The organism is Pseudidiomarina sp. CB1, from assembly GCF_024752025.1.
In the GTDB taxonomy this organism is placed as follows: Bacteria; Pseudomonadota; Gammaproteobacteria; order Enterobacterales; family Alteromonadaceae; genus Pseudidiomarina.
This window is the reverse complement of the sequence record NZ_JANTPU010000001.1, coordinates 1393417-1418643: the sequence shown is the minus strand read 5'-3', so window position 1 is coordinate 1418643 and position 25227 is coordinate 1393417. Positions and strand designations below refer to the sequence as shown.

The 25227-nt window shown below is 53.0% G+C and carries 22 protein-coding genes and 1 other RNA gene; 18 read left to right on the top strand and 5 right to left on the bottom strand.

Annotation, left to right across the window (positions count from 1 at the left end):
- Positions 1 to 112 precede the first annotated feature (112 nt).
- Genes dolP through NV375_RS06775 form a run of 4 tightly spaced genes read right to left on the bottom strand, consistent with a single transcriptional unit; the run spans position 113 to position 3453 of the window.
- The gene (gene dolP / locus NV375_RS06790; protein ID WP_258807430.1) at positions 113 to 685 is read right to left on the bottom strand and encodes a division/outer membrane stress-associated lipid-binding lipoprotein; all 573 of its coding nucleotides are present in this window, start codon (positions 683 to 685) and stop codon (positions 113 to 115) included.
- On the bottom strand, positions 682 to 1254 hold the full coding sequence (locus NV375_RS06785) for an SIS domain-containing protein (RefSeq protein WP_258807429.1): 573 nt from the start codon (positions 1252 to 1254) through the stop codon (positions 682 to 684). The genes dolP and NV375_RS06785 overlap by 4 nt, the downstream gene beginning before the upstream one ends.
- A 9-nt stretch (positions 1255 to 1263) precedes the next feature.
- Entirely contained in the window at positions 1264 to 1614 is a 351-nt protein-coding gene (locus NV375_RS06780) for a YraN family protein (RefSeq protein ID WP_258807428.1), read from the bottom strand.
- Positions 1615 to 1650: 36 nt separating this feature from the next.
- Positions 1651 to 3453, bottom strand: coding sequence for a penicillin-binding protein activator (locus tag NV375_RS06775; protein ID WP_258807427.1), 1803 nt, complete (start codon positions 3451 to 3453; stop codon positions 1651 to 1653).
- A gap of 147 nt (positions 3454 to 3600) precedes the next feature.
- On the opposite strand from NV375_RS06775, the gene rsmI reads away from it, so the two are divergent.
- Positions 3601 to 4452 carry a 16S rRNA (cytidine(1402)-2'-O)-methyltransferase gene (rsmI, locus tag NV375_RS06770; RefSeq protein ID WP_258807426.1) on the top strand — a complete coding sequence of 284 codons (852 nt, stop codon included), beginning with the start codon at positions 3601 to 3603 and terminating at the stop codon, positions 4450 to 4452.
- Positions 4453 to 4462: 10 nt separating this feature from the next.
- Positions 4463 to 4818, top strand: an RNA gene (rnpB, locus tag NV375_RS06765) — RNase P RNA component class A.
- 6 nt (positions 4819 to 4824) lie between these two features.
- Here the strand turns inward: rnpB and NV375_RS06760 are convergent.
- Positions 4825 to 6990 carry a bifunctional diguanylate cyclase/phosphodiesterase gene (locus NV375_RS06760; RefSeq protein WP_258807425.1) on the bottom strand — a complete coding sequence of 722 codons (2166 nt, stop codon included), beginning with the start codon at positions 6988 to 6990 and terminating at the stop codon, positions 4825 to 4827.
- A 242-nt stretch (positions 6991 to 7232) separates the two neighbouring features.
- Here NV375_RS06760 and mraZ point away from each other — a divergent pair, with 242 nt between their 5' ends.
- From mraZ to lpxC, 16 genes are all read left to right on the top strand, one after another.
- Positions 7233 to 7691 carry a division/cell wall cluster transcriptional repressor MraZ gene (gene mraZ, locus NV375_RS06755; protein WP_258807424.1) on the top strand — a complete coding sequence of 153 codons (459 nt, stop codon included), beginning with the start codon at positions 7233 to 7235 and terminating at the stop codon, positions 7689 to 7691.
- Positions 7688 to 8638 (top strand): 16S rRNA (cytosine(1402)-N(4))-methyltransferase RsmH, encoded by a 951-nt coding sequence (gene rsmH, locus NV375_RS06750; RefSeq protein ID WP_258807955.1) that lies wholly within the window; start codon positions 7688 to 7690, stop codon positions 8636 to 8638. Before mraZ ends, rsmH begins: the two co-directional genes overlap by 4 nt.
- Entirely contained in the window at positions 8628 to 8945 is a 318-nt protein-coding gene (gene ftsL / locus NV375_RS06745; protein ID WP_258807422.1) for a cell division protein FtsL, read from the top strand. Before rsmH ends, ftsL begins: the two co-directional genes overlap by 11 nt.
- A complete protein-coding gene (locus NV375_RS06740; protein WP_258807421.1) occupies positions 8936 to 10687 on the top strand; it encodes a penicillin-binding protein 2 in 1752 nt (583 codons plus the stop codon). Before ftsL ends, NV375_RS06740 begins: the two co-directional genes overlap by 10 nt.
- On the top strand, positions 10684 to 12174 hold the full coding sequence (murE, locus tag NV375_RS06735) for a UDP-N-acetylmuramoyl-L-alanyl-D-glutamate--2,6-diaminopimelate ligase (RefSeq protein ID WP_258807420.1): 1491 nt from the start codon (positions 10684 to 10686) through the stop codon (positions 12172 to 12174). The genes NV375_RS06740 and murE overlap by 4 nt, the downstream gene beginning before the upstream one ends.
- Entirely contained in the window at positions 12167 to 13600 is a 1434-nt protein-coding gene (murF, locus tag NV375_RS06730; RefSeq protein ID WP_258807419.1) for a UDP-N-acetylmuramoyl-tripeptide--D-alanyl-D-alanine ligase, read from the top strand. The genes murE and murF overlap by 8 nt, the downstream gene beginning before the upstream one ends.
- Positions 13594 to 14676 (top strand): phospho-N-acetylmuramoyl-pentapeptide-transferase, encoded by a 1083-nt coding sequence (mraY, locus tag NV375_RS06725; RefSeq protein WP_126771607.1) that lies wholly within the window; start codon positions 13594 to 13596, stop codon positions 14674 to 14676. Before murF ends, mraY begins: the two co-directional genes overlap by 7 nt.
- Before the next feature lie 18 nt (positions 14677 to 14694).
- On the top strand, positions 14695 to 16068 hold the full coding sequence (murD, locus tag NV375_RS06720) for a UDP-N-acetylmuramoyl-L-alanine--D-glutamate ligase (RefSeq protein WP_258807417.1): 1374 nt from the start codon (positions 14695 to 14697) through the stop codon (positions 16066 to 16068).
- Complete coding sequence (gene ftsW, locus NV375_RS06715; protein ID WP_126771605.1) at positions 16061 to 17329, top strand: cell division protein FtsW; 1269 nt, start codon at positions 16061 to 16063, stop codon at positions 17327 to 17329. The genes murD and ftsW overlap by 8 nt, the downstream gene beginning before the upstream one ends.
- On the top strand, positions 17326 to 18390 hold the full coding sequence (gene murG / locus NV375_RS06710; RefSeq protein ID WP_258807416.1) for an undecaprenyldiphospho-muramoylpentapeptide beta-N-acetylglucosaminyltransferase: 1065 nt from the start codon (positions 17326 to 17328) through the stop codon (positions 18388 to 18390). The genes ftsW and murG overlap by 4 nt, the downstream gene beginning before the upstream one ends.
- Complete coding sequence (murC, locus tag NV375_RS06705) at positions 18387 to 19886, top strand: UDP-N-acetylmuramate--L-alanine ligase (RefSeq protein ID WP_258807415.1); 1500 nt, start codon at positions 18387 to 18389, stop codon at positions 19884 to 19886. The genes murG and murC overlap by 4 nt, the downstream gene beginning before the upstream one ends.
- A gap of 8 nt (positions 19887 to 19894) precedes the next feature.
- Positions 19895 to 20815 (top strand): D-alanine--D-alanine ligase, encoded by a 921-nt coding sequence (locus tag NV375_RS06700; protein WP_309491686.1) that lies wholly within the window; start codon positions 19895 to 19897, stop codon positions 20813 to 20815.
- 1 nt (position 20816) lies between these two features.
- Complete coding sequence (locus NV375_RS06695) at positions 20817 to 21587, top strand: cell division protein FtsQ/DivIB (RefSeq protein WP_258807413.1); 771 nt, start codon at positions 20817 to 20819, stop codon at positions 21585 to 21587.
- Positions 21588 to 21592: 5 nt separating this feature from the next.
- On the top strand, positions 21593 to 22825 hold the full coding sequence (ftsA, locus tag NV375_RS06690; RefSeq protein ID WP_126771597.1) for a cell division protein FtsA: 1233 nt from the start codon (positions 21593 to 21595) through the stop codon (positions 22823 to 22825).
- Between the two features lie 64 nt (positions 22826 to 22889).
- Positions 22890 to 24104, top strand: a complete 1215-nt coding sequence (ftsZ, locus tag NV375_RS06685) for a cell division protein FtsZ (RefSeq protein ID WP_126771595.1) — start codon at positions 22890 to 22892, stop codon at positions 24102 to 24104.
- Between the two features lie 144 nt (positions 24105 to 24248).
- Positions 24249 to 25163: a UDP-3-O-acyl-N-acetylglucosamine deacetylase gene (lpxC, locus tag NV375_RS06680; RefSeq protein ID WP_258807411.1), complete on the top strand. Its 915-nt coding sequence runs from the start codon at positions 24249 to 24251 to the stop codon at positions 25161 to 25163.
- Positions 25164 to 25227 lie beyond the last annotated feature (64 nt).

The following is a 25227-nucleotide window of genomic DNA, read 5'->3' as shown; positions in this document are numbered from 1 at the left end:
ACCACGGGGTATTTCGAATTGAACGTATATGGTCGAAATGTCAGAGATGACCCGTGGTAGAACCACGGGCTACCACGCCCTCCGAACAGCGAAGCGTACGAGCAACGGTGTTCTAACGGATTTCAAAAGCGTCAATAACGCGCTGCACGCCGTTAGTATTGCGTGCGACTTCGACCGCTTGGCGCGCCATATTTCGATCAACTAAGCCCATTAAAAATACTTCACTATTCTCCGTGACGACTTTGATCTTCGCCGCATCAATGGCCTCGTCGGTCACGAATTTCGCTTTAATCTTACTGGTGAGCCAACTATCGTTACTGATCGTTTTGAAGCTGATCACCTCACCGATGCGAATTTCGTTATGTACACGCTGTACCCCAGCCGTATCACGGGTCATACGCGTGGCTAGCTCAGCAAGACCATGACTTTGCGCTTGACCCATCAACAGTACTGAGCGGTTAAATGACACTACCTGAATGCGACTGTTAGCAAGGCGTTCTTCACCTTTGAGTGCGGCAATAACTTTAATTTCGATAGCTTGATCGTCGACTTGAGTGCCAACCGTGCGCGAGTCCGTTGCCGACGAAATGCCGACTGCGGTCGCTCCCACCAGAGCTGCAGCGCAACCCGTCAAGGTAAGCATTGCGGCGAAGGCGATTGCGCCTAATTTTGCCTGAATTTTCATGCGTCATCCTCCTGCGGAAAAATCTGTTGCTCGGCGAGGCTGCAGAGCATATTTACCAGCTGAAGTAAGTGTTCACTTACGCGAGCGGCGTTTCGTGAAGGTATTCTAATCTCAACATCGTCAGGACCAAGGAGACCAGCTACGTCTTGGTCGGCATCATTGGTTAACGCAATAATCAGCATCCCCCGACTAAGGGCTGCTTCCATCGCGCGACTTATGCGGGGTGCGCGTGCGCCTGCGCTTAACACAATGAGTAGGTCGTTCGGTTGACCCACAGCTAAGATTTGCTGTGCAAAAATAGCTTCGTGCTCATTCGCACCAAAGTCGGCGTGTAATGCGTTCACTGGAAAAGGGGGGCGGTCGAACTGTAAGCCAGTGAGCATAATGTGTGAGAAGTGGCGGGCGCTGGCATGCGCCATACTCTCACCGCAGCAATAGACTTTCTGCCCGCGTAATAACGAATCTACCAAAAGCTCCCCAGCATTCAGTAACGGCTCCTGTAATAAATCCGCAGAAGCAATCTGGGTCTGAATACATTCGGTAAAAATGGCCTTGACCGGTTCTTCCATAAATCCTCATTAAAAAGCATCAGGCAACCAATAAAGTTGTTCGGGTTGCTCACAAATGGCGACGACATCGAAGCGCATAGGCGTCTGATGTTCATCAAGTTTGTGCGATAGTAAATAAAATTGCGCACTGCGTCTAATGCGTTGACATTGGGCCTGCGTGATTTGTTCGACAACAGTCGCAAAATCTTCGTTCTTGCGATATTTGACCTCAATAAACACCCAATGTTCGTGGTCACGCATAATGATATCGATTTCGCCAAGATCGCAACGATAATTGCGTTCCACTAAACGCAACTGCTGATCGTGTAAGAATGCCACGGCTTGTGCTTCGCCGGCATTCCCGGTTGCTTTAGGTAACATCCATGTTCCTTATTCATGCTTGCGGTGACTTCAGTTCTAATCAGCGGTCACTTCGTCAACCGGCTTTACCTGATGACCATCGTATTGTGCCCAGGCTAGCTCGCGGTAGACCTGTGTGCCGCTCCAATGTAACTTACCAGTTAAACCGTCCAAAGATAGGCCTGGAAGGCTCTTAAGTTGTTGGCGGTGCTGCGTCAGTAACATCACATCGTGTCCAAATGCTGCTAGTCGTGCAAGGTCATAGCTCCAATGCCGGCGTTGCTGTAGCAGCGCTTGTAGGCGCTCGTACGCCGGATGCTTAGGCAGTAACCAAGGCAATTCGGTAAAACGCACATTATCGAGGTCGTTTTCGCTTAATGCGTCGCGGCGTATATGACTGGCAGACGTTGCGTAGACTGGAATAGTGTCCATAAACGGCGAAATATTAACGTCGATGAAGGGTTTGAGTAGGCGAGTTTGTTCAATGCCACCCGGTAAAAAAATCGCATCAATGTCAGCGCGACTGCGCGCTTCGGCATCCACCAAGATTTTTCCAGCGGTGATTTTAACTTGCCAAATACGCTCCTCACTATCCGTCACGCCGAGCTTTTCTTGGACGATTGCTTTCATATCGTCGGGCGTGCGGTAGACACCGGTGTCCACTGCGCCGTCGGGGACGGCATCGAGGAACGCTTCTTGAAAGGCGGTAATCGCCTGCTGACCACGTTGGCTTTCAGCGGCCAGCACCAAAGCGCGTTGATACCCGCGTTTGGCGAAGGTTCTCGCGATTTGACTGTATTCTGTCTCGGGCTCTAGGGCGTACCAAAGTGTCGGTGGTGTGGTGAAGCGTTCCAGTGAATTTAACGCAATCCAATCCACGTTTGCCACGGATTCAGGTGTTATTTGGCTTAGATTTTCTTTCAGTAGCGGGCCAATGACACTGGTCACCTGTTGCCGCTGAATAACTTCGCCGAGTTGACGAAAGTCATAGCCTTGGCTGTCTTGAATAATAATCTCAAAGTCTTGTTGTCCTTCGAGCGCCATCACCATGCCATCGAGAACGGCTTGGCCTTGCTCTGCGTATTGACCGCTCAATGGCAACAGTACCAAGGCGCGCTGCGCACGTTTGCTGGCGATGAGAGTTTGTTTCAGCTGTGCGGCGACGGCTAGCCCAGGGTGATTTGCATAACGCAATTCCCAGTTTTGTAGCGCCGCCGACTCAGAGCCATCGACGATGGCGTGGGCCGCCTGTGCCAGACGGAGCCAACCTTGCGCAAGTCGACTGTTAGCCGTCAATGCGGATGGCTTGGGGGCGTGCCGCAGATAAAGCCAAGGTTCGTTGCTGTCGTCCGGTGCTACGTCGGCATCAAGCAACGCCAGCGCGTAACTTGCCGCGTGTTGCTCGTCGCCGAGCTGCCAGGCTAAATCGCGTGCAAGTCGCATGGCGAGCGAGCGATCGCTGTCGCTCAGACGGCTTAAATCATCAAGTAAAGGGCGTAGCGTGTTTTGTGCCGCCATAAACTGCCCTTGGCTGGCTAACCACTGGGCTTGCGCGATGGTGAACCGGCGTTGTTGGGCAGCATCAAGCGCCGTAGGGTGGTCTTTAAGTTCGCGCTCTACTTGACTAAGCAGGGCGGCGCTACTCTGCCATTCATTATTGGCCTGCAAGCGCAGTGATTCTTGCACCATAAAGGCTAATTGCAATTCGCGGCTTGGGAGTTGTTGCACCTCGTCGAGCAACTGCGCGATATTGCGTGCCGAGCTTTGTACTTCTGTTTGGCCGATCTCGCTGGGCGGCTCGGTTGGCGTCACCGGCGTGCTCGGACGCTTGGATTGCTGCGTTGCACAGGCGGTTAGCATGCAAACAAGTATGCACGCGGTTAACTTCTTTGGCACAATAGCGGGGTTCACCAGTCACACTCTTTTCGCTAGGTTGAACATGTCCATACTATAAACCTAGGGCCGCAGGGACACAATGTAGCGGGCCAAATCTTACAAGGGGTTAACATGTCGCAGACACCAGCAGGTACGTTATATATTGTGCCGACACCGATCGGTAATCTCGGCGATTTGTCACCTCGGGCGCAAGAAGTTTTAGCTAACGTGGTGGCGATCGCTGCCGAAGACACCCGCCACAGCCGTAAATTATTGCAGCAATTTGCGATCAATAATGAAGTGTTTGCCCTACATGAGCACAATGAACGCGAACGCGCCCAAGCGGTTATTGAACGCCTGCAGGGTGGCGATTCGTTGGCGTTGATTAGTGACGCTGGTACCCCGCTGATCAGTGACCCAGGTTATGTGTTGGTGCAACAATGTCGCGCGCAAGGAATCCGCGTGGTCGCACTCCCTGGGCCCTGTGCGATCACCACCGCACTGTCAGGCGCTGGTTTGCCGACGGATCGATTTACCTTTGAAGGTTTTTTACCAGCGAAGCCGCAGCAACGCCGAAAGACCTTGAGCGAACTTGTGGCCGAGCCAAGAACCATGGTTTTTTATGAGTCACCGCACCGGATTTTGGCAACCTTAAGTGATCTTGAAGAAGTACTCGGCGCCGAGCGAAAGTTGGTGTTGGCGCGCGAGTTGACCAAACAGTTTGAAACCTACCTCAGTGGCAGCATTGCTGAAGTTGCTGCGCAGGTGAATGCCGATAGTAACCAACAACGTGGAGAGTTTGTGTTGATGCTCGCCGGCGCACCCGTTACTGAGCAAGCGGGCGACACGCAAGCTGCGTTGCGTACGGTCACGTTATTGCGTGAACACATGCCACTAAAGAAGGCCGCCGCTTGCGCCGCAGAAATTCATGGTTTGCGCAAAAATCAGTTGTATCAACTGGCGCTGGAGCACGATAACACGTAGAATGCGCCGCAGAGTTAGCCAGACAATCGCTGCCTATGTTCGCATAGGGGGAGGAAAGTCCGGGCTCCATAGGGCAGAGTGCCAGATAACGTCTGGGCGGCGTGAGCCGACGACTAGTGCAACAGAGAGCAAACCGCCGATGGCCTGCTTGCAGGATCAGGTAAGGGTGAAAGGGTGCGGTAAGAGCGCACCGCGCGGCTGGTAACAGTTCGTGGCACGGTAAACTCCACTCGGAGCAAGGTCAAATAGGGGTTCTTTGGCGCGGCCCGCGTTGAACCCGGGTAGACTGCTTGAACGCTGAAGCGATTCAGTGGCTAGACGAATGATTGTCCACGACAGAACCCGGCTTATCGGCTAACTCGCCTTTTTCTTTTAGTCTTGCTTGGCGAGCACTTCAGTATTATGTTTCTTGGTAAACTTAATGAAGTGGTCAAGCTTCATGCTACGCCCGTAATAAAAGCCCTGTTGATAGTGGCAGCCCTTTTCAAATAGAAAGTCGACCTGCTCGGCGTGCTCAACCCCTTCGGCGACAACTTGCATATCAAGGGTATGAGCGATGCGAATAAGTACCTCAACCAAAGCCGTTTGCGTGTTGTTTTCTGGCACGTTGGACAAAAAGCCGCGATCAATCTTAATCACATCAATCGGGTAAGAGCGCAAGTAATTCAGGCTCGAATAGCCGGTACCAAAGTCATCGATAGCTAAATGCACTCCAGCGTCACGCAGTTGGCGCAGATTTGCGAGCTGCCCGTCTTTGTTGCGCATCAACATTGACTCGGTAATCTCCAACATTAAGCGATCCGGCGGCATGTTGGCGTCTTCTAAAGCAAGTAACCAGTTTTTGGCGGCATGCTTGTCGTTAAATTCCCGTGGTGAACGGTTCACTGCGACGGTAACGTCAATGCCCCGCCCACGCATGACTTGCCAGTCCTGAATCACTTGCCGCATCACGAATTCGCCAATCCAGATAATTGCACCCGTTTTTTCGGCGATTGGAATAAACTCACCAGGTGAAATCGTGCCGCGCTCAGGGTGATCCCAGCGAATCAGCGCTTCACAGCGGGTAAGTAAGCCAGTTTCGGTTTCGATGACCGGTTGATACTCCACATGGAATTGCTGCGCGTCCAGTGCATTGATCATTTCATGGTGCAGCAATATATGTTGTTCGGTGGTTTGCCGCAGGCGTTCATCGTAAAACGCAACGCTCATAGAACCACTCGATTTTGCCGCATACAGCGCGAGTTCAGCACACTTCACGATATGCTCGGCATCGGCGGCGTCACGCGGGTACAGCGCAATACCGGCACTAGCGGTAATATTGATGTGGTTCTGCGCAATATCTGCGGTATTCATGATGTCGCTGATCAACACCCGTGCTTGCTTTTCGATATCGCTGGTATGTTCAAAGTCCGACAACACCACAACAAATTCATCGCCACCAATACGGCCGAGTAAGTCATGCTCTTGCAAACTATTTTGCAAGCGCTCGACCACGTGCTCTAACAAAGCATCTCCGGTTTCGTGACCAAGCGCATCGTTGATGTCGCGTAAGTGGTCTAAGTCAAACATGATGACCGCGAGTTCGTAGTCATCTTCTTTCGCCGCAGCAATCTCTTCTTCAAGCTGCAGATGGAAATAGTAACGGTTGGGTAAGTCGGTCAGCGGGTCGAAGCGCGACTGATAACTGATGGTATACACCGCTTTACGCAACCGGTGTTGGGTTAATATTAAGACGGCAAACGCCCAGACAATCAATGAAATCAGCGAAATGCCGATGAGCCAATGCACCCAGTACTCATGTTGCTGCTTAATCCAATAACCATCGCGCGGGGCAACCGCAAGTTGCCACACATCGTTGGGCACCTGCACATCAACAATGATCGGATCATAGTCAAGCACGCTCGGTTCGCCAATGATGGCTTTACCACCGTTTTGCGCGTTCTTACGTGACAGGTAGAACAAATAGTCAGGATTCCGATAAAAACCAATTTCGTGAAACAGCTTTTCGTGATCGATAACTAAGGACGCGAGTCCCCACAATTGCCCTTCTTGCTGGAAAATGGGTAAGCGCGCAATCAGTGCTGTGCCGCCTTGCACTAAGTCCACGGGGCCGCTTAACACCACATCTTGACTGGCAATGGCAAGTAGCACTTCATGGTACTGTGCGGCGACAGTGCGGTAATCGAGACCGAGAATGCGTTGATTATTTTCGATCGGGTAGACAAACGAGACTTTGAGTCCCGGCGCCAAAGCAAGGTGGCTGATATCGAGTTCAGGCGTTAAGAATTCGTCGAGTACGCGCTGCAAACGCAGGCGGTCTGGCGTATCTTGCCACAAAATTTCCGGTTTAAGTGCTTTCAGCACGAGGGTGTTAGCTTGAATGCGGTGCTCGATGGTGGCGCGCATGGCGCTGATTTGTTCAATACCACGGCGTTTTTGTGTTTCGAGCTCACGGAGACGTTCGTTATCGATAATCGCGAAGACAGAATAGAAAAGTGCGGCAGCGATGAAGACCAAGCCACAAAAGTCCCTCACCATTCTGAATCTCGCTTCAGCTGGCGATATAGGCTTACTGGTATCGACTAACTTACTGATTAATTTGCGCAATGTTTATTTATTGTTCTTGTTGTCTACGTTGCTATCGCATCATCTAGCACATTTGCTGTTGCGTCAAGTCCCGTCGCACACCGCAAACTTCCTATTTTTTCTTGACAGTGGGAAAGATCGGCACCTAGACTGTCACATTGTGGGGATTTGTGGGTAATAGTGGATCAAATTTTATGTTTCGTGGTGCAGCAGCATTAAGTCTAGATGACAAAGGCCGACTGGCGATACCGACCAAGTATCGCAAGAGCCTTATGCTGGATTGCGATGGCCAAATGGTTTGCACCATCGATATCAAGCAACCGTGCTTGCTGCTTTATCCATTGCCAGAATGGCAAATCATCGAACAAAAACTTACCACCTTATCCAGCATGAACCCCGCAGAGCGTCGTCTCCAGCGCCTATTGTTAGGTCACGCCGAAGACTGCCAGATGGACAAAAATGGCCGTATCTTGATTGCGCCAACGCTGCGTCAACACGCAGACTTGGAGAAGAAAATCATGATTATCGGTCAGTTGAATAAGTTCGAACTCTGGTCTGAAGCGGCATGGCATGAACAAATTGCCACTGACATGGCAGCGGAACAACAAGACGACTTGGCACTCAGTGAACGACTACAAGACTTCTCATTATAATGACAAAAGCGCCGCAACATGTCTCGGTGCTGTTACAGGAGTCGCTTGAGGCTCTTGCCATCAGACCGGACGGAATATATCTAGATGCCACCTTCGGAAGAGGGGGGCACTCACGTGCTATTTTGTCGCAACTTAATGCCGATGGCCGCTTATACGCACTTGATCGCGACCCCACCGCGATTGAGGCTGCGCAAGCCTTGGCAGATGATCCACGCTTTACCATTATCCACACCCCCTTTTCACGTCTTGACGATGTGCTAGATGCGCAGCAACTGCGCGGAAAACTTGACGGTATCCTCTTCGATCTTGGTGTCTCATCCCCACAACTCGATGACGCTGAACGCGGTTTTAGTTTTATGCGCGAAGGGCCTTTGGACATGCGCATGGATACCAGCCGTGGCGAAACTGCCGCTGAGTTTTTGCAGCGCGCCAGTGCCGACGACATTGCGTTTGTGCTCCGTGAATACGGCGAAGAGCGCTTTGCGTGGCGTATTGCGCAAGCGATTGTGCAACAACGCGACGAAGTACCGCTGCAAACGACGAAACAATTAGCCGATTTAATCGATAAAGCAGTGCCTTTTAAAGACAAGCACAAACATCCCGCGACCCGTAGTTTTCAGGGTATTCGCATTCATGTCAACGGTGAGTTGGACGAAATCGAAGAGGCATTGAAGGCGGCTGTTAGCGGGTTAAAACCGCAAGGACGTTTAGCGGTGATCAGCTTTCACAGCTTGGAAGATCGGTTAGTGAAGCGCTTTTTACGAGCGCAGAGTAAAGGCAAAGACATTCCCGCGGGCTTACCTTTGCGCGATGACCAAATTGATCGCGGGCAAACCGTACGTTTGATCGGAAAAGCACACAAACCGAGTGCTGAAGAAATACGCGCCAACCCACGGGCGCGGAGTTCAGTATTGCGTGTGGCAGAGAGGTTAGCTTATGACAACTAGCCGCGTGCCCAGCTTACTCACAGTGTTATTTAGTGACTTACGCCAGCAGAAGCTGGTGTTGTTGCTCTTTGTCTGCATTATCACCACCGCTTTCGCGGTGATTTATGTAGCCCATGCGAATCGCTTGCTGACCATCAAGCGTGACGACCTGTTGTCACAACGCGATCAAATCGATATTGAATGGCGTCACTTGCAAATCGAGCAGACCGCCTTGACCGAGCATAGCCGGGTTGAACGCATTGCGAGTCAGCGGTTAGGGATGATACGTCCCGAAGGCAAACAGGAGGTGCTGATCCCATGGCAGTAACTCCACGCAAGCGTAGTAATAAGAAAATCGTCCAGCCGCATTTAGGGCAGGGCCGCTTCTATTTTGCCTTGTTTGTATTGTTTGCGGTGTTTGCCAGCTTGGTGGCCCGTGCGGCGTATATCCAAGTTGTAGAGCCGGAGCAACTTATCTATGAAGGTGACCGTCGATCGTTGCGGGTTGATCCCACCGAAGTGCAACGCGGCACCATTGTTGATCGCCATGGCCGAGAGCTTGCGGTAAGCGTGCCGGTGCAAACGGTTTGGGCTGATCCGAAGCGGATTCACGAGAAACAAGGTTTGGTTAATCGCGAGCGCTGGTTAGCGTTGGCCGAAGTTTTCCGCACCGATGTCGATGAGTTAATGGCGCGTGTCGAAGACCCCACACGGCGCTTTGTCTATCTGGAACGTAAAGTGACACCTGCGGTTGCCGATTATGTGCGCCAGTTGGGTATTCCGGGTGTGTATTTAAAAACCGAGTCGCGGCGGTTTTACCCTGTGGGTGAAATAGCTGCGCACTTGGTTGGTTTTACCGATATTGATGGCCGCGGCATTGAAGGGCTTGAAGCGGCCTATAACGAGGTTCTTACAGGGAAGCCGGGAGAGCGGCTGTATCGCAAGGATGCACAAGGGCGGGTTGTTGAGGAAGTGCGAGTCACTGCCGCTGAACAACCACAACAATTAACGCTAAGTATTGATCAACGTTTGCAGTCACTAGCCTATGCCGAGTTAAAAAAAGCCGTGCGCTATCATCAGGCAACCTCGGGTTCAGCAGTGATTGTTGATGTTGACACTGGCGAAGTGCTGGCGATGGTCAACAGCCCGTCCTTTAACCCAAACAATCGTGCTGATTTGCAACCTCACCGCATGCGCAATCGGGCGATTACTGATGCTTATGAGCCAGGCTCAACAATGAAACCGTTGGTGGTCTTGGCTGGCCTAGAAGCCGGCGCTATTCGCCAAGACGAAGTAATCGATACCAGCCCTGGCTGGATGCGGATTGGTGGTCGCCGAGTGAGTGACCCGATCAATCGCGGTGAACAAAGTATTACGGAGATTTTACAGAACTCCTCCAACATGGGCTCGTCCAAGATTGCGCTACGCACTGGCGTAGAGCAACTGCTGGCGACTTACGCCGCAGTCGGCCTTGGTAACGACACAGGAATTGGCATGATTGGAGAAAGTTATGGGGTGCTTCAGCATCGCACCCGCTGGTCAGACTTTGAAATTGCGACGCTGTCATTTGGTTACGGCTTAACGGCAACCACCCTGCAATTAGCGCAAGCGTATAGTGTGATAGCCAATGGTGGGGTGTATCGGCCGCTGACGATTCAGCGCCGTGAAGAAGGCAATTTAATGCCGGGCACCCAAGTGGTGAAACGCGAAAACGCTGAGGCAGTTTTGCGTATGCTCGAGCAGGTTGTGGCCGACGGCAGCGCCAAAAATGCACGGGTGCCAGGCTATCGTGTTGCTGGAAAAACAGGCACCGCGCGTAAAGCGGTGGCCGGTGGCTACGGTGACGAATACGTTACCTTATTTGCTGGCGTGGCACCGGTCAGTGACCCGCGGATCGCGGTGGTCGTCACGGTGAACGAACCTAGCGGCGATGACTATTACGGCAGTACCGTATCCGCACCTATTTTTGCCGAAATCGTTGGCGATGCTTTGCGAGCCATGAACGTGCCGCCCGATCATCTTGAAGACACGCAGCTACGCGTTGCGGGTTTTGCCGGAGGTGCGCAATGATGCAGTTAACGCAGCTCCTCCCTGATTACCCAATGGACTTACCGCCACTGAAGATTGGCGGTTTAAAACTGGATAGTCGCACCATCGCGGCCGGCGACGCCTTTGTAGCAGTGCCCGGTTATCAGGTCGATGGTCGTGACTTTATTGATGCGGCTGTCGCCGCCGGTGCGCAAGTCGTGTTGTGTGAGTCCGATGGCTACGGTGTGCGCGAGCATGGTGCCGCCGTCGTAGTGGAAATTCCGCAATTGAAAGAACAGTTGTCGGCGATCGCCGCGCGTTTCTTTGCCGACCCTTCAGCGTCAATGCAGGTGGTCGGGGTTACCGGCACCAACGGTAAAACCTCAGTGACTTATCTCTTAGCTGAGCTATTGCAAGCCTGTGGCGTCAAAGCCGGGGTTATTGGCACTACGGGGAGTGGTTTCCCAGGTGCCTTGCTGCCTGAGAGTCACACCACACCTGACCCGATTGCCGTGCAACAACGCTTGGCTACCTTACGCAGCGAAGGTGCTGAAGTGGTGGCGATGGAGGTTTCGTCGCATGCGCTGGTACAGCGCCGCGTTGAAGCAGTGCATTTTACTGTGGGAGTGGCGACCAATATTAGCCGTGATCATCTTGATTACCATGGCACCATGGCGAACTACGCCGGTGCTAAGCGGCGCTTATTCACCGAGCTAGATACTGCACAAGCAGTGCTGAATACTGACGACGCCGCGCTTAATGCATGGTTGCCCGACCGCCCCGATGCTTGGCGCTATAGCTTGCAGCCGCAGCAACACCAGCACTGTGTGTATGCTGAAGCTATTGTTTATGGCGACGCGGGAACGCAATTTAGTTTGTCGGTACCGGTAGCTGGCCAACGCCAGCAGTTTACCGTGGCATCGCCGTTGTTGGGTGAGTTTAACGTCTATAACTTGATGGCTGCGCTAGTTGCGGCGGCGCAGTTAGGGCATAGCTGGGGCGAACTTAGTGCCGCAGCAAGTAAAATCAAACCGGTGCCGGGCCGTATGGAAGCCTTCCATGCCCATGGTAAACCTTTAGTGATTGTTGACTATGCACATACGCCAGATGCGCTGCAGCAGGTACTGACCGCTGTACGTCGGCATTGCCAAGGGCAGCTTTGGTGCGTGTTCGGCTGCGGCGGTGACCGCGACCGCGGCAAACGTCCACAAATGGGTGCGGTGGCCGCTGCTAACGCCGATCGTGTGGTAGTGACCGACGATAATCCGCGGACTGAAGATCCTGCGCATATTGTGCAAGACATTCTGGCAGGCATGCCGCGTAACGAAGAACAAATCAGCGTTATCGCAGGACGCCGTAAAGCCGTCGAACAGAGTATTGCTGCCGCCAAGGCGAACGATGTTGTGGTATTGGCTGGTAAAGGGCATGAAGATTACCAAGTCATCGGCCACGAACGTGTCGCCTATGACGAACGTGCAGTTGTTGCTGAATTGATGGCCGCAGAGGCCATGGGAGGCGCACATGATTAAGACTGATCTGCAGTGGATTTCTCGTGCGGTAGATGGCCAACTGTTTGGCGATAATTGCAGCATTGCGGCGGTGAGTACGGATACCCGCAACTTACCCGAAGGGTGCTTGTTCATCGCTTTACAAGGCGAGAAGTTTGACGCCCATGATTTCGTTGCCGACGCGGTAGCGAAAGGTGCTAAGGCCTTACTGGTGGAGCGCAAAGTTAATTTGCCGGAGCAGCAAGTGCCACAGATTGTGGTGCAAGATACGCGTCATGCGTTAGGCCTGCTCGGTGCTGCAGTCAAAGCTAGCGTGCAACCGAAAACCATCGCAATTACCGGCAGTAGTGGCAAAACCACGGTAAAAGAAATGCTGGCGGCGATTTTACGCACGCAAGGCAACGTGCTGGCCACCGCCGGAAACTTCAATAACGACATTGGTGTACCGCTAACGCTGTTGCGGCTCGAGCCAGAGCATGACTTGGCGATTATTGAGTTGGGTGCCAATCATCAAGGCGAGATTGGCTACACCACACGCTTAACCCAACCGGATGTGGCGATTATCAATAATGTTGCCCCAGCACATGTTGAAGGCTTCGGCAGCGTGCACGGTGTGTTTCGTGCCAAAACTGAAATTTTTAAGGGCTTGAATGCTGACGGTTTGGCGTTAACGCCGATTCGCTCAGAGTTCGCGCCCTGCTGGCAAAAGCAAATCACCCATTGCCAACACCTGACGTTCGGGCAAGACCCAAATGCAGCGATCTACGCCACCGATGTGCAAGTGGACGAACAAGGTTGTGCAGCTTTCACCGTGCACATTAGTGAAGCACTAGCGGGTGCGGCGCAAACCGCTGAAATTAAGCTCAACTTGCCGGGTTTACACAACGTTGACAATGCGCTTGTAGCTATTGCTGCTGCGCTTGCGGTAGGTTGTCCGCTCGCCGATGCCCAACGAGCGTTGGCGGCACTAACGCCAGTCCCCGGACGCATGCATATATTGCCACTGAGCGCAGACATCAAACTTATTGATGACAGCTACAACGCGAACGTGGGTTCGGTGAAAGCGGCGCTGGATATGTTGGGCGTGTACCAAGGTTTACGCATCATGGTGCTGGGCGACATGGGAGAGCTTGGCGAGCAAGCGCGGCAATATCATGAAGAGATTGGCGCCTATGCCATCCAAGCGGGAATCGACAACTTATTTACCTTGGGTGTGCTTAGTCAAAGCGCCAGTGAAGTCTTTAATGGTCGCGGTGGAAAACACTTCTCAAGCCTTGATGGCTTAGTGAACGAAATTCTCGCAACCACTCGGCAGTCAGCAACGCCCATCACTATTTTAGTGAAAGGCTCACGCAGTGCCCACATGGAGCGCGTGATTGAGGCACTGCAAGCGCGTGCTGACGAATTACATCCAAGCCTAAACGCAGAAGGAACCCAGGCATGCTAGTTTGGCTTGCTGAATATTTAACGCAGTTTGCGACCGGCTTCAATGTCGTGTCGTACCTGACGATGCGCGCAATTCTGAGCGTGCTGACTGCTTTGTTAGTGGCCTTGTGGATGGGGCCGCGCATGATTCGTTATTTGCAGCGGCTGCAAATTGGCCAAGCGGTTCGCGATGATGGTCCGCAAAGTCATTTGAGTAAGTCGGGCACGCCGACCATGGGTGGTGTATTGATCATTGCTGCCATCTTACTGTCAACGTTGCTGTGGGCCGACTTATCGAATCGCTATGTGCAAGTGGTATTAGGCGTGGTGGTTGGCTTCGGTTTGGTCGGCTTTGTCGATGACTATCGCAAAGTAGTGCAGAAAAACTCACGTGGCTTGCCAGCCAAGTGGAAGTACTTTTGGCAATCGGTGATTGCTACAGTGGCGGCCGTTTACCTGTATGCCAACGCAACCGTTGGCGCCGAAACGCAACTGCTGGTGCCGTTCTTTAAAGACGTGATGCCGCAACTAGGCATGCTGTACATTTTGTTGGCTTACTTTGTCGTGGTGGGAACCAGTAACGCGGTAAACCTTACCGACGGTCTTGATGGCCTAGCCATTGTACCGACCATTATGGTGGCTGGTGCGCTGGGCATCTTTGCTTACGCCTCAGGTAACGTGAACTTTGCTGCCTACTTAAATATTCCGCACTTGCCTCTGTCTGGCGAGTTGCTGGTGGTGTGTACGGCGATTTGCGGCGCTGGCTTGGGCTTTTTATGGTTCAACACCTATCCGGCGCAGGTGTTTATGGGCGACGTTGGTTCGCTCACCCTCGGCGCTGCACTCGGCATTATTGCGGTGATGGTGCGCCAAGAACTTATTCTGTTCATCATGGGCGGCGTGTTCGTGATGGAAACCGTTTCGGTGATGTTACAAGTGGGGTCGTTCAAATTACGCGGTAAACGCGTATTCCGCATGGCACCTATTCATCATCATTACGAATTGAAAGGTTGGCCGGAGCCACGCGTCATTGTGCGCTTTTGGATCTTGTCATTGGTCTTCGTGCTGATAGGTCTAGCGACCTTGAAGCTGCGCTAAGAACGCTTAGGAGCTATTTTGAGTTATCTTGCTGCTCTGCACACTTACGATTTAGTCGGCGTGGTCGGTCTCGGCCAGTCGGGCATGTCGTGTGTGCGCTTCTTACTGCAGCAAGGTATTCATCCATTGGTGTTCGATACCCGTGATGAGCCACCACAAGCAGCACAGTTACGTGAACTCGATAGTTCCTTAGAACTCCATTGCGGACCGCTCAACGTTGGCACTTTGCTGGCCTGTGATGTGCTCATTGTTAGTCCAGGCCTCGACTTGCGGATGCCAGCTTTACAGATGGCGCGTGATGCCGGCATCCAGTTGGTGGGTGACGCGGATATTTTCGCGCAGTATGCGCAAGCACCAGTGATAGGTATTACTGGGTCGAATGGCAAATCAACGGTGACACAACTTACTGGCGATTTGCTGGCGGCAGCCGGTAAAAAAGTCGCCGTGGGTGGCAACATTGGTGTGCCGATGTTGGATACCTTGGCGGACGACGTCGAGGTGTACGTGCTCGAGTTGTCCAGCTTCCAGCTCGACAGTATGCACGATCTGCAATTACATGCTGGCGCGTTGCTCAACATTAGCGACGACCATCTGGACCGCTATTACAATCGCGAGGCCTATGCTGCGAGTAAACAGCGTATTTACCTGAACGCCGAGCAGGGCGTATGGAACCGCGAACAACGCAGTACCGCACCACAACGCTTACCCTTTGCGCAACAACTTAGTTTTGGCACCGATGAAGCGGAACAAGAACGCCCAGGACTGTTGGGGTTAGCTGAAGTCGACGGCACGCTGTGTATTCAATTTACAGGGCAAACCTTAATTCGCGCCGATGAACTGCAGTTAGCCGGTGTCCACAACTTGTTAAATGCGCAAGCCGCATTAGCCTTGCTGCACAGCTTGGACGTGGCGTTTTCGCCGGCAGTGCTTGATTGTCTGCGGCAGTTCCGCGGTTTACCGCATCGCTGTGAACTTGTTGCTGAGCACGACGGTGTGCGTTGGGTCAATGATTCCAAAGCAACCAACATTGGTGCCGCCGAAGCTGCGATTCAGGGCTTACGGCCATTGGTGAAAGGTAAGCTCATTTTAATTGCCGGAGGCGACGGTAAAGGCGCTGATTTTAGTACCTTCAGAGAAAGCTTGAAATTGGTCGACGAACTCATCGTTCTTGGCCGTGACGGTGCGCGTATTGCGCAGCACCATAGCATCTCCACCCAAGTGAAAGACTTGGCGGAAGCGGTGCAAGTGGCGACCAGCAAAACTATCCCAGGCAGTACCGTGCTACTGGCTCCAGCGTGCGCTAGTTTGGACATGTTTAGCAATTACCAAGAGCGTGGCGACGTCTTTAAAGCGGCGGTAAAGCAACACGTTGCGGAGGTGGCGCATGGCTGAATTAGCGAAACGCCGCGAACAGCAACTTGAGCTGGGCATTCAGTCCGAAAGCAACGAACGTAGCAGCTGGGAACGCCTACGTGATTGGTGGCTGCCGGTCGAACACGTACTTTATGATCGCACGTTGGTGTGGTTGGCATTTGGCCTACTCGCCTTTGGCTTCATCATGGTGAGCTCGGCATCGTTTCCAATTGCCGAGCGGCTCACCGATAACCCGTTTCATTTTGTCATCCGTCATAGCCTGTACTTGGCGCTCGGCATTGGGTTGCTGGCGACCGTCGTCCAAATTCCGGTGGATTGGTGGATGAAGGGCAGTTATGCCCTGTTGTTTGGTGCCTTAGGAGCGCTATTGCTAGTGCTGATCATCGGCCATGAAGTCAATGGCGCGCGACGTTGGATCAAGCTGGGGCCGATGACTTTACAGGTCGCGGAAGTGGCCAAGCTTTGTTTCTTGATCTACCTGAGCAGCTACCTGAAGCGTTACATGAACTCAGTGCAGGAAAACCTGCGCGAATTTATTAAGCCGCTCGCAGTGATGTCGATTTTTGCAGTGTTACTGCTGATGCAGCCAGACTTTGGTTCGGTAGCGGTAATGGTCAGCATGGCGATTGGCATGTTGTTCCTTGCTGGCGCTCGCTTATGGCAATTCTTTGCCATGTTGATCGCGCTCGCGGCGGTACTGACGTTGCTGATCATTCAAGAGCCGTATCGGATGAAGCGGGTAACCTCATTCCTAGATCCGTGGCAAGATCCGTTCGGCAGCGGTTATCAGCTGACGCAGTCGTTAATGGCATTTGGTCGTGGTGACTGGTTTGGGCAGGGGCTCGGCAACAGTATTCAAAAATTACAGTATCTGCCCGAGGCGCATACTGACTTTATTATGGCCGTGGTCGGCGAAGAACTCGGTTTCATCGGGATTATTGGCGTGTTGCTCGCGGTATTCGCGATTGTGCTTCGCGCGCTGTGGATTGGGCGTCGCGCATTGCGTGAAAATAGCAGCTTCGCGGCCTTTATTGCCTATGGCATCGGTATTTGGTTTGCCTTCCAGGCGCTGGTGAATATTGGCGCTGCCGCCGGCATGTTACCAACCAAAGGCTTAACGTTACCGCTTATTTCGTACGGTGGGACCAGCTTACTCGTGAGTTGTGTCGCGCTGGGACTGTTGTTGCGCATTGATTATGAAGTCCGCGTGGCGACTATTAAAGTGGCGCGTGGGGTAAGCAAGACCGCCAGTTCTCGACGTCGGAGGGTGCGCGCATGAGCCATATTGTCATCGCTGCAGCCGGTACCGGCGGTCATGTGTTTCCAGCCTTGGCAGTGGCCGAGGAGTTACGCGCTCGCGGCCATGCGATTACTTGGCTCGGCACCACCGAGCAGCGCTTAGAGGCGCGGGTGGTACCTGCGGCAGGTTTCGAACTGGAACAAATTAGTATGCAAGGTTTGCGCGGTCATGGCCTTGTACGCAAGTTGGCGATGCCGCTGCGTATGCTGAAAGCCATTGGCCAGTGCCGCAAAGTTTACCGCCGCCACAATACCGCATTAGTGGTGAGTTTTGGTGGTTATGTGTGTGGTCCAGCGGGGCTAGCCGCTAAGGCAGCGGGTATTCCGCTGTTAGTACATGAACAAAACGCAGTCGCAGGCATGACCAATAAACTGTTGGCACGCTTTGCGCGGCACGTGATGGTGGGTTTTGCGGGTGCGCAGCAGCAGTTGCCTAATGCTGAAGTGGTTGGGAATCCGTTACGCGCCGATTGGACCAAAGCGGTTGAACGTAGCGCCCATGAGCGGATTCGCGTACTGGTGGTTGGCGGCAGTTTAGGCGCACAGGCGTTGAATCAAGCGGTGCCAAAGGCCATTCAGCAGTTAACGCACGTCGGTGAGCTCGAAGTGTTACACCAATGCGGACAAGGTCGTGTGGCGGAAGTTGAGCAAGCTTATGCCGATAGTGGTGTGAAAGAACTTAAGGTCGTCGAGTTTATTGACGCCATGCATGACGCCTATGTGCAAGCGGATGTGGTGATTTGTCGCGCCGGTGCACTCACCGTCAGCGAATTAGCCGTAGTGGGGACGCCAGCGATATTTGTGCCGTTACCCCATGCGGTAGATGACCACCAGACCGCGAATGCGCGTGAATTGGCCAATGTTGGTGCTGCAGTGCTCTTGCCGCAAGCGCAATTGCAGCAAATCACGCCATTAGTCGAAATTTTACAGCAGTGGTTGGCGGAGCCCCGTCAACTCGAACAAATGCGGGCGCAGGCGGCGAAAGCTGCGCGGCCGAATGCCACCCAAGCGGTGGTAGAACGATGTGAGCAGTGGCTATGACAACACCGACAATGACAACAACGCCTTTTACTGTGGTCAGCGTACCGGAGATGCGCCGCGTCCGGCGGATCCATTTTGTCGGTATCGGCGGCGCCGGTATGGGCGGTATTGCCGAAGTGTTATTGAACCAAGGCTACGAGATCAGTGGTTCGGACTTGGCCGAAAATGCCAACACGCAGCGCTTGCAAGAACTCGGCGCGACGGTGTTTATCGGGCACGCTGCGGAAAACGTCGAAGGCGCTGACGTCATTGTGGTGAGCTCTGCGATTCGCGCTGATAACGCCGAGTTGGTGGCCGCGAAAGCAGCCTTTATTCCGCAAGTACGGCGTGCCGAAATGCTCGCTGAACTTATGCGCTTCCGTCATGGTATCGCGGTTGCGGGCACGCACGGTAAAACCACAACGACGTCGTTATTGGCCAGCGTGTTCGGTGAAGCACAACGCGACCCAACCTTTGTTATTGGCGGCTTGCTTAACAGTGCTGGCAGTAATGCGCGGTTAGGCTCGAGCAAGTATTTAATTGCCGAAGCTGACGAATCGGATGCGTCATTCTTGCATCTGCAACCGATGGTCGCGGTGGTGACGAATATCGAAGCCGATCACATGGATACCTATGGCGGCGACTTTAACCGTCTGTTGGACACCTATTTAGATTTTCTGCATAACCTGCCGTTTTACGGCTTGGCAGTGATGTGTATTGACGACCCCGTGGTGCGGGAATTACTACCGCGCGTCGGACGCCAATTATTGACCTACGGCTTTAGTGATGATGCCGACGTGCGCGCCAGTGATTATCAGCAGGCCAGTGGGCAGAGCCACTTTACCGTGCATCGCAAAGGTCACGAGCCGTTGGCGGTGACCGTGAATTTACCAGGTCGACACAATGTGTTGAATGCGCTTGCCGCGATTGCGGTGGCCACCGATGAAGGTATCGACGACGAGGCCATTCAGTCGGCCTTAGCGCAGTTTGGTGGTATTGGTCGGCGCTTCCAGCTGTTGGGTAATTTCGCCAGCGAGCGCGATGGTGCGCAGGGTGAGGTGATGCTGATTGATGATTACGGTCATCATCCGACCGAAGTGGCCGCAACCATTGCGGCGGCGCGCGCTGGCTGGCCTGATCACCGAATTGTCATGGCCTTTCAGCCCCATCGCTTTTCGCGTACGCGAGATTTGTACGATGACTTCGTGGCGGTGTTGGCCGAGGTGGATGTGCTGTTACTGCTTGACGTGTACAGCGCGGGTGAAGACCCAGTGCAAGGTGCCGATAGCCGTGCCTTAGCCAAATCATTACGGATGCGCGGCAAAGTGGAGCCGATTTATGTGGGAGACCGTGGTCAGTTGATGCAAGTACTGGCGGATATCTTACAACCGCAGGACATGCTGCTGGCGCAAGGTGCCGGTAACATTGGCGCGATTGCCCGCGAGCTCGCCGCCACTGAACTTCAGCCTGAGGCGTTACGTCGTGCTGGCCAAGCCTTTAAGGAGTCGCAGCAATGAGTGATGTAGTGAACGTTAAAGCCTTTGGCAAAGTGGCCGTGCTACTCGGTGGCGACTCTGCTGAGCGTGAAGTATCGCTGCGCTCGGGCCAAGCGGTAACCAAAGCATTGCGGAATGCGGGGGTCGATGCACATCCGTTTGACCCAGCGCATAACCCGCTGGCGGAATTAAAAGAACAAGGTTTTCAGCGAGCGTTCAACGTGTTGCATGGTCGCGGCGGTGAAGATGGCACGATTCAAGGCGCTTTGTATTACTTGGGTGTTCCGTACACCGGAAGCGGCGTGTTAGCGTGCGCCTTAGCAATGGATAAAGTCAAAACGAAACAAATTTGGCAAGCCGCGGGTTTACCGGTTGCGCGCAGCATTGTCGTGCACCGCGGCGAACAGTTGGCTTACGACAAGCTGCTGGCCGAGTTAGGTGGCAAAGTCATGGTCAAGCCAGCGCAAGAGGGCTCGAGTATTGGCATGAGCTCAGCAGATTCCGCCGCAGCGCTTGAAAAAGCAGTCGCATTGGCACACAAGTTTGATGAAGAAGCATTGCTCGAAAGCTGGTTGAGCGGCCCTGAGTACACCATCGCGATTTTAGGCGAGCGTGCGTTACCAACCATACGGTTGGAAACCACCCATGAATTTTATGACTATGACGCCAAGTATCAAGCGAGTGACACGCAGTATCACTGCCCAGCTGGGTTGTCAGAAGTCGAAGAACAGGCCTTACGCCAACTTGCTGAATCGGCGTTTCGTTGTCTCAGTGGTAAGGGCTGGGGACGCATTGACGTGATGTGCGACAAGCAAGGCAATTATCGCTTGCTTGAAGCCAACATGGTGCCGGGCATGACCGAAAAAAGTTTGGTGCCGATGGCAGCCAAAGCAGCAGGTATGAGCTTCGAGCAGTTGGTGGTCGAGATACTGCACCATAGTGAGAGGTAGTATGGCGGACCAGGCACGTGCTTTAAGTTGGCAATTTTGGTCGGGCCTAACGTTCTTTTTGCTGGTTGTGGCGGGCACGTTTGTCGGGATCGGTTGGTTGTATTACACCGCCATGGATGCCCAAGAGGTACCGCTCAAGCGGTTGGTCGTGCAGGGTGATTTGCGCTATGTGACCGCCGCCGATGTGCGCGACGCATTGATTGCCGAGAATGGCGTGCCGTTAGGCAGCTTCTTTTCGGCGGATGTGAACGAATTGAGGGCAGAGGTTGAGGCCATGCCCTGGGTCGAGAAGGCCTCGGTGCGCAAGGAGTGGCCCGATATTTTAAAAGTATTTGTGGTCGAGCAAGTGCCACTGGCGCATTGGAATGCCAACCAGCGTGACGATGCCTTGCTCAACCAAGCCGGCGAAGTGTTTTACGCCGATAAGTCAGGACTTGAGGGCGGACTACCCTACCTGGCGGGACCTGACCATGCGGTGGCAGAGGCAGTAAAGCATTATCGCGAGCTGAACGAATTATTGCAGTTGAACGGGTTTAGCATTGCGCAACTGGAGTTAAGCGAACGCTTTTCGGTGGAGTTGGCATTAGCGCAAGGAACGATGCTACGGCTAGGCCGCGAAGCATTGTTGGAACGGATACAACGCTTTATTGATGTGTATCCAGAGCTCGAAGCGCACAAGGACGCGCCGATAGACGCCATCGACTTGCGCTACGACACAGGTGTAGCAGTGCGTTGGAAAGAACCAAATAAGAACGAAAAACAAGAGAGTTAAAAGGCATGTCAAAAGCAACAGAACGGAACATGGTCGTTGGTTTAGATATAGGCACGAGTAAGATCGTAGCGCTTATTGGCGAAGTCATGCCTGACGGTGAAATTAGCGTGATTGGCGTGGGCGCTGCGGCAGCTCGCGGCATGGACAAGGGCGGGGTGAATGACCTGAACCTAGTCGTACAGTCGATTCAACGGGCGGTAGAAGAAGCCGAGTTGATGGCAGACTGCCGCATTGCGTCGGTGTACTTGAACATCTCCGGTCGCCATATTGCCTGCCAAAACGAGAGTGGCATGGTGCCGATTAATGAAGCCGAGGTGACACAAGATGACGTCGATAGCGTCATCCACGCGGCGAAATCAGTACCGATTGCGCAAGAACGCCGCATTTTGCACGTGTTACCACAAGAGTTTGTGATTGACTCGCAAGAGAGTATTAAGAGCCCGATTGGCATGTCTGGCGTGCGCATGGAATCGAAAGTGCACATCGTGACCTGCGCCAATGACATGGCGAAGAATATCGAAAAGGCGGTTGAGCGCTGTGGTTTAAGTGTCGATCGGCTGATTTTCTCGGCGTTAGCATCGAGTTACTCGGTACTGACCGATGATGAAAAAGATCTTGGTGTGGCTTTGGTCGACATGGGCGCTGGCACCATCGACATTTGCATCTACACCGGTGGTGTGTTGCGTCACACCGCGGTGATTCCGGCAGCGGGTAACCAAGTAACCAGCGATATTGCGAAGATTTTCCGCACACCGCTGAATCACGCAGAAGAGATTAAAACGAAATATGCTTGTGCGCTTTGCCAGTTGGTGAGCAAGGACGACAACATCGAAGTACCTTCGGTAGGCGGACGCCCGTCACGGGTGATGCAGCGGCATATCTTGGCAGAAGTGGTAGAACCGCGTTACGGCGAGCTGTTTGAGCTGATCCGTGACGAGATTAAACAAAGCGGGTTGGATGAGCAAATTGCCGCAGGCATCGTGTTAACCGGTGGCTGTGGTCGCATGGAAGGCGCGATTGAATTTGCGGAAGAAATATTTCAGATGCCCGTGCGCTTAGGCGAACCGTTGGGCATGCAGGGTCTCAGTGACTATGTGCAAGATCCAACGTACGCCACGGCCGTCGGTTTGCTCCGTTACGGCCAACAAGACTTGCAAGCGCGACAGGACGATGGACGTGATAATAACGTGATCGGAATGTGGAAACGCGTGCAAGGCTGGTTTAAAGGTGAATTTTAATAAAAACAACACTTTGGAAATTTATTTTGGGGTAGTACACTAAGCAGGTAAAAGGAGAAACAACATGTCTGAAGTATTCGAAGTACTCGACAATTTTGACAGCGATGCAGTCATAAAAGTGATCGGTGTTGGTGGTGGCGGCGGTAACGCCGTGAAACACATGATCAGTGAATCCATTGAAGGCGTGCAGTTCTTGGCCGCGAACACCGATGCGCAGTCGTTGCGTAATCATGGTGCGCACGTGACCATTCAGCTGGGCGACGATATCACCAAAGGTCTTGGTGCTGGCGCCAACCCAGAAGTAGGCCGCCAAGCAGCCGAAGAGTCACGTGAAGAGATCAAGAAGCACTTGGAAGGTGCTGACATGATCTTTATCGCCGCAGGTATGGGCGGTGGTACCGGTACTGGTGCTGCGCCGGTGGTTGCCGAAGTGGCACGTGAGCTCGGCATCTTGACCGTTGCAGTGGTGACCAAGCCGTTCCCATTCGAAGGTCGTAAGCGTATGGCGGTGGCAGACGAAGGTATCGCACAATTAGCGCGTTACGTTGACTCGTTGATCACGATTCCAAACGAGAAGTTGCTGAAAGTGCTTGGTAAGGGGACCAGCTTGCTGGATGCCTTCAGCGCAGCGAACAACGTCTTGTTAGGTGCGGTCCAAGGTATTGCAGACTTGATTACGCGTACTGGTTTAATCAACGTCGACTTTGCTGACGTACGTGCAGTGATGCGTGAAATGGGTACGGCCATGATGGGTACCGGCGTAGCGCGTGGCGAAGAGCGTGCGCAAGAAGCGGCAGAAATGGCGATCAACAGCCCACTGTTGGAAGATATCGATCTTTCAGGTGCGCGTGGCGTATTGGTTAATATTACTGCTGGCCTTGATATGAGCATCGATGAGTTCGAAACTGTAGGTAGCACAGTGAAGGCCTTCGCTGCTGAAAACGCAACGGTGATTGTCGGTACAGTTATCGATCCTGAAATGTCTGAAGAAATGCGTGTTACCGTGGTTGCCACAGGTATTGGCGCAGAACGTAAGCCGGACATCTCATTGGTCAATAACGGTCGCGAGAAGCCTCGTGAACAGGCGTACAGCGGTCGTAGCGCTGGTTATGGTGCAAGTGCAGCAACCGCTCGTGTACTCGACACTGAGATAGATGAAGTGGAGCAAGAAGAGTACGAAGCGCAAGCTGAAAAGCCTGCAGCTAAGCCACAAGCGCAAGGCAATAAAGACATGGACTACTTGGATATTCCAGCGTTTTTACGCCGCCAAGTGGACTAATAGGTTGTTTTAATAGAAATGATCGATTGGAACAATCGCCGGTAAATTATTCGTAAATACGCAGCTAAAATTGCGAAATTTACGGATTTTCGGTAAACTATTGCGCCTTTAACTGGTCAGACGAGATAGTGAGAACGAAATCGAATGATGAAACAACGCACAATTAAACAGCCGATTGCGACCACAGGTGTGGGTCTGCATAAAGGCAATAAGGTTCAATTGACGCTGCGCCCGGCACCGGTAAATACCGGTCTGGTGTTTCGCCGTGTCGATCTGAAACCTGCGGTTGATATTCGTGCCGACGCTGAGTTGGTGCGCGATACCCGCATGTGTACGTGTTTGATCAACGATGACAATGTTCGTGTGTCGACTGTTGAGCATTTGCTTGCTGCAGTTGCCGCCATGGGCATCGACAACCTCATTATTGAAGTGAACAGCCATGAGATTCCAATCATGGACGGTAGCTCGCATCCTTTTATTTACCTGCTACAGAATGCGGGCATCGAGGAACAAGGCGCAGCGAAAAAGTTTATCCGCATTAAACAAGCGATACGTGTCGAAGAAGATGACAAATGGGCGGAACTACTACCCCACGATGGCTTCCGCATTGATTTTGCCATCGACTTCGACCATCCGGCGATTGCTGACACCAACCAAGTGGTCAGCATGGACTTTAGTACGCAGAGCTTTTTGAAAGACATTAGCCGTGCGCGTACCTTTGGTTTCATGAAAGACATCGAATACCTACGTGCCAACAACTTGGCGTTAGGTGGTAGCTTCGATAACGCGGTGGTGTTGGACGAGTTCCGCATCTTGAATAGTGACGGCTTGCGTTACGACGATGAGTTCGTAAAACACAAGATTTTGGATGCCGTAGGTGACCTCTACATGGGTGGACATGCCATTTTAGGCCATTTGCGCGCGTTTAAATCGGGTCACTCGCTGAACAATCAGTTGCTGCGCGCCGTGCTGCAGAATCAAGAAGCGTGGGAATTCGTCACCTTCGAGGACGCCGCTGCCGAATCCCCCATCGCCTTCGCCAGCCCAGTCGTGGCGTGATCGCCCGCTATTTCCGCGATGGTTGTGACGCCTTCGGCCTCCGGCCTTCCACGATGGTTGTAAC

Bases quoted from the DNA above. Each gene is read 5' to 3' on its own strand.
- dolP (WP_258807430.1), bottom strand. From the start codon at position 685: ATGAAAATTCAGGCAAAATTAGGCGCAATCGCCTTCGCCGCAATGCTT.
- NV375_RS06785 (WP_258807429.1), bottom strand. From the start codon at position 1,254: ATGGAAGAACCGGTCAAGGCCATTTTTACCGAATGTATTCAGACCCAG.
- NV375_RS06780 (WP_258807428.1), bottom strand. From the start codon at position 1,614: ATGTTACCTAAAGCAACCGGGAATGCCGGCGAAGCACAAGCCGTGGCA.
- NV375_RS06775 (WP_258807427.1), bottom strand. From the start codon at position 3,453: ATGCTAACCGCCTGTGCAACGCAGCAATCCAAGCGTCCGAGCACGCCG.
- rsmI (WP_258807426.1), top strand. From the start codon at position 3,601: ATGTCGCAGACACCAGCAGGTACGTTATATATTGTGCCGACACCGATC.
- NV375_RS06760 (WP_258807425.1), bottom strand. From the start codon at position 6,990: ATGGTGAGGGACTTTTGTGGCTTGGTCTTCATCGCTGCCGCACTTTTC.
- mraZ (WP_258807424.1), top strand. From the start codon at position 7,233: ATGTTTCGTGGTGCAGCAGCATTAAGTCTAGATGACAAAGGCCGACTG.
- ftsL (WP_258807422.1), top strand. From the start codon at position 8,628: ATGACAACTAGCCGCGTGCCCAGCTTACTCACAGTGTTATTTAGTGAC.
- NV375_RS06740 (WP_258807421.1), top strand. From the start codon at position 8,936: ATGGCAGTAACTCCACGCAAGCGTAGTAATAAGAAAATCGTCCAGCCG.
- murE (WP_258807420.1), top strand. From the start codon at position 10,684: ATGATGCAGTTAACGCAGCTCCTCCCTGATTACCCAATGGACTTACCG.
- murF (WP_258807419.1), top strand. From the start codon at position 12,167: ATGATTAAGACTGATCTGCAGTGGATTTCTCGTGCGGTAGATGGCCAA.
- mraY (WP_126771607.1), top strand. From the start codon at position 13,594: ATGCTAGTTTGGCTTGCTGAATATTTAACGCAGTTTGCGACCGGCTTC.
- ftsW (WP_126771605.1), top strand. From the start codon at position 16,061: ATGGCTGAATTAGCGAAACGCCGCGAACAGCAACTTGAGCTGGGCATT.
- murG (WP_258807416.1), top strand. From the start codon at position 17,326: ATGAGCCATATTGTCATCGCTGCAGCCGGTACCGGCGGTCATGTGTTT.
- murC (WP_258807415.1), top strand. From the start codon at position 18,387: ATGACAACACCGACAATGACAACAACGCCTTTTACTGTGGTCAGCGTA.
- NV375_RS06695 (WP_258807413.1), top strand. From the start codon at position 20,817: ATGGCGGACCAGGCACGTGCTTTAAGTTGGCAATTTTGGTCGGGCCTA.
- ftsA (WP_126771597.1), top strand. From the start codon at position 21,593: ATGTCAAAAGCAACAGAACGGAACATGGTCGTTGGTTTAGATATAGGC.
- ftsZ (WP_126771595.1), top strand. From the start codon at position 22,890: ATGTCTGAAGTATTCGAAGTACTCGACAATTTTGACAGCGATGCAGTC.
- lpxC (WP_258807411.1), top strand. From the start codon at position 24,249: ATGATGAAACAACGCACAATTAAACAGCCGATTGCGACCACAGGTGTG.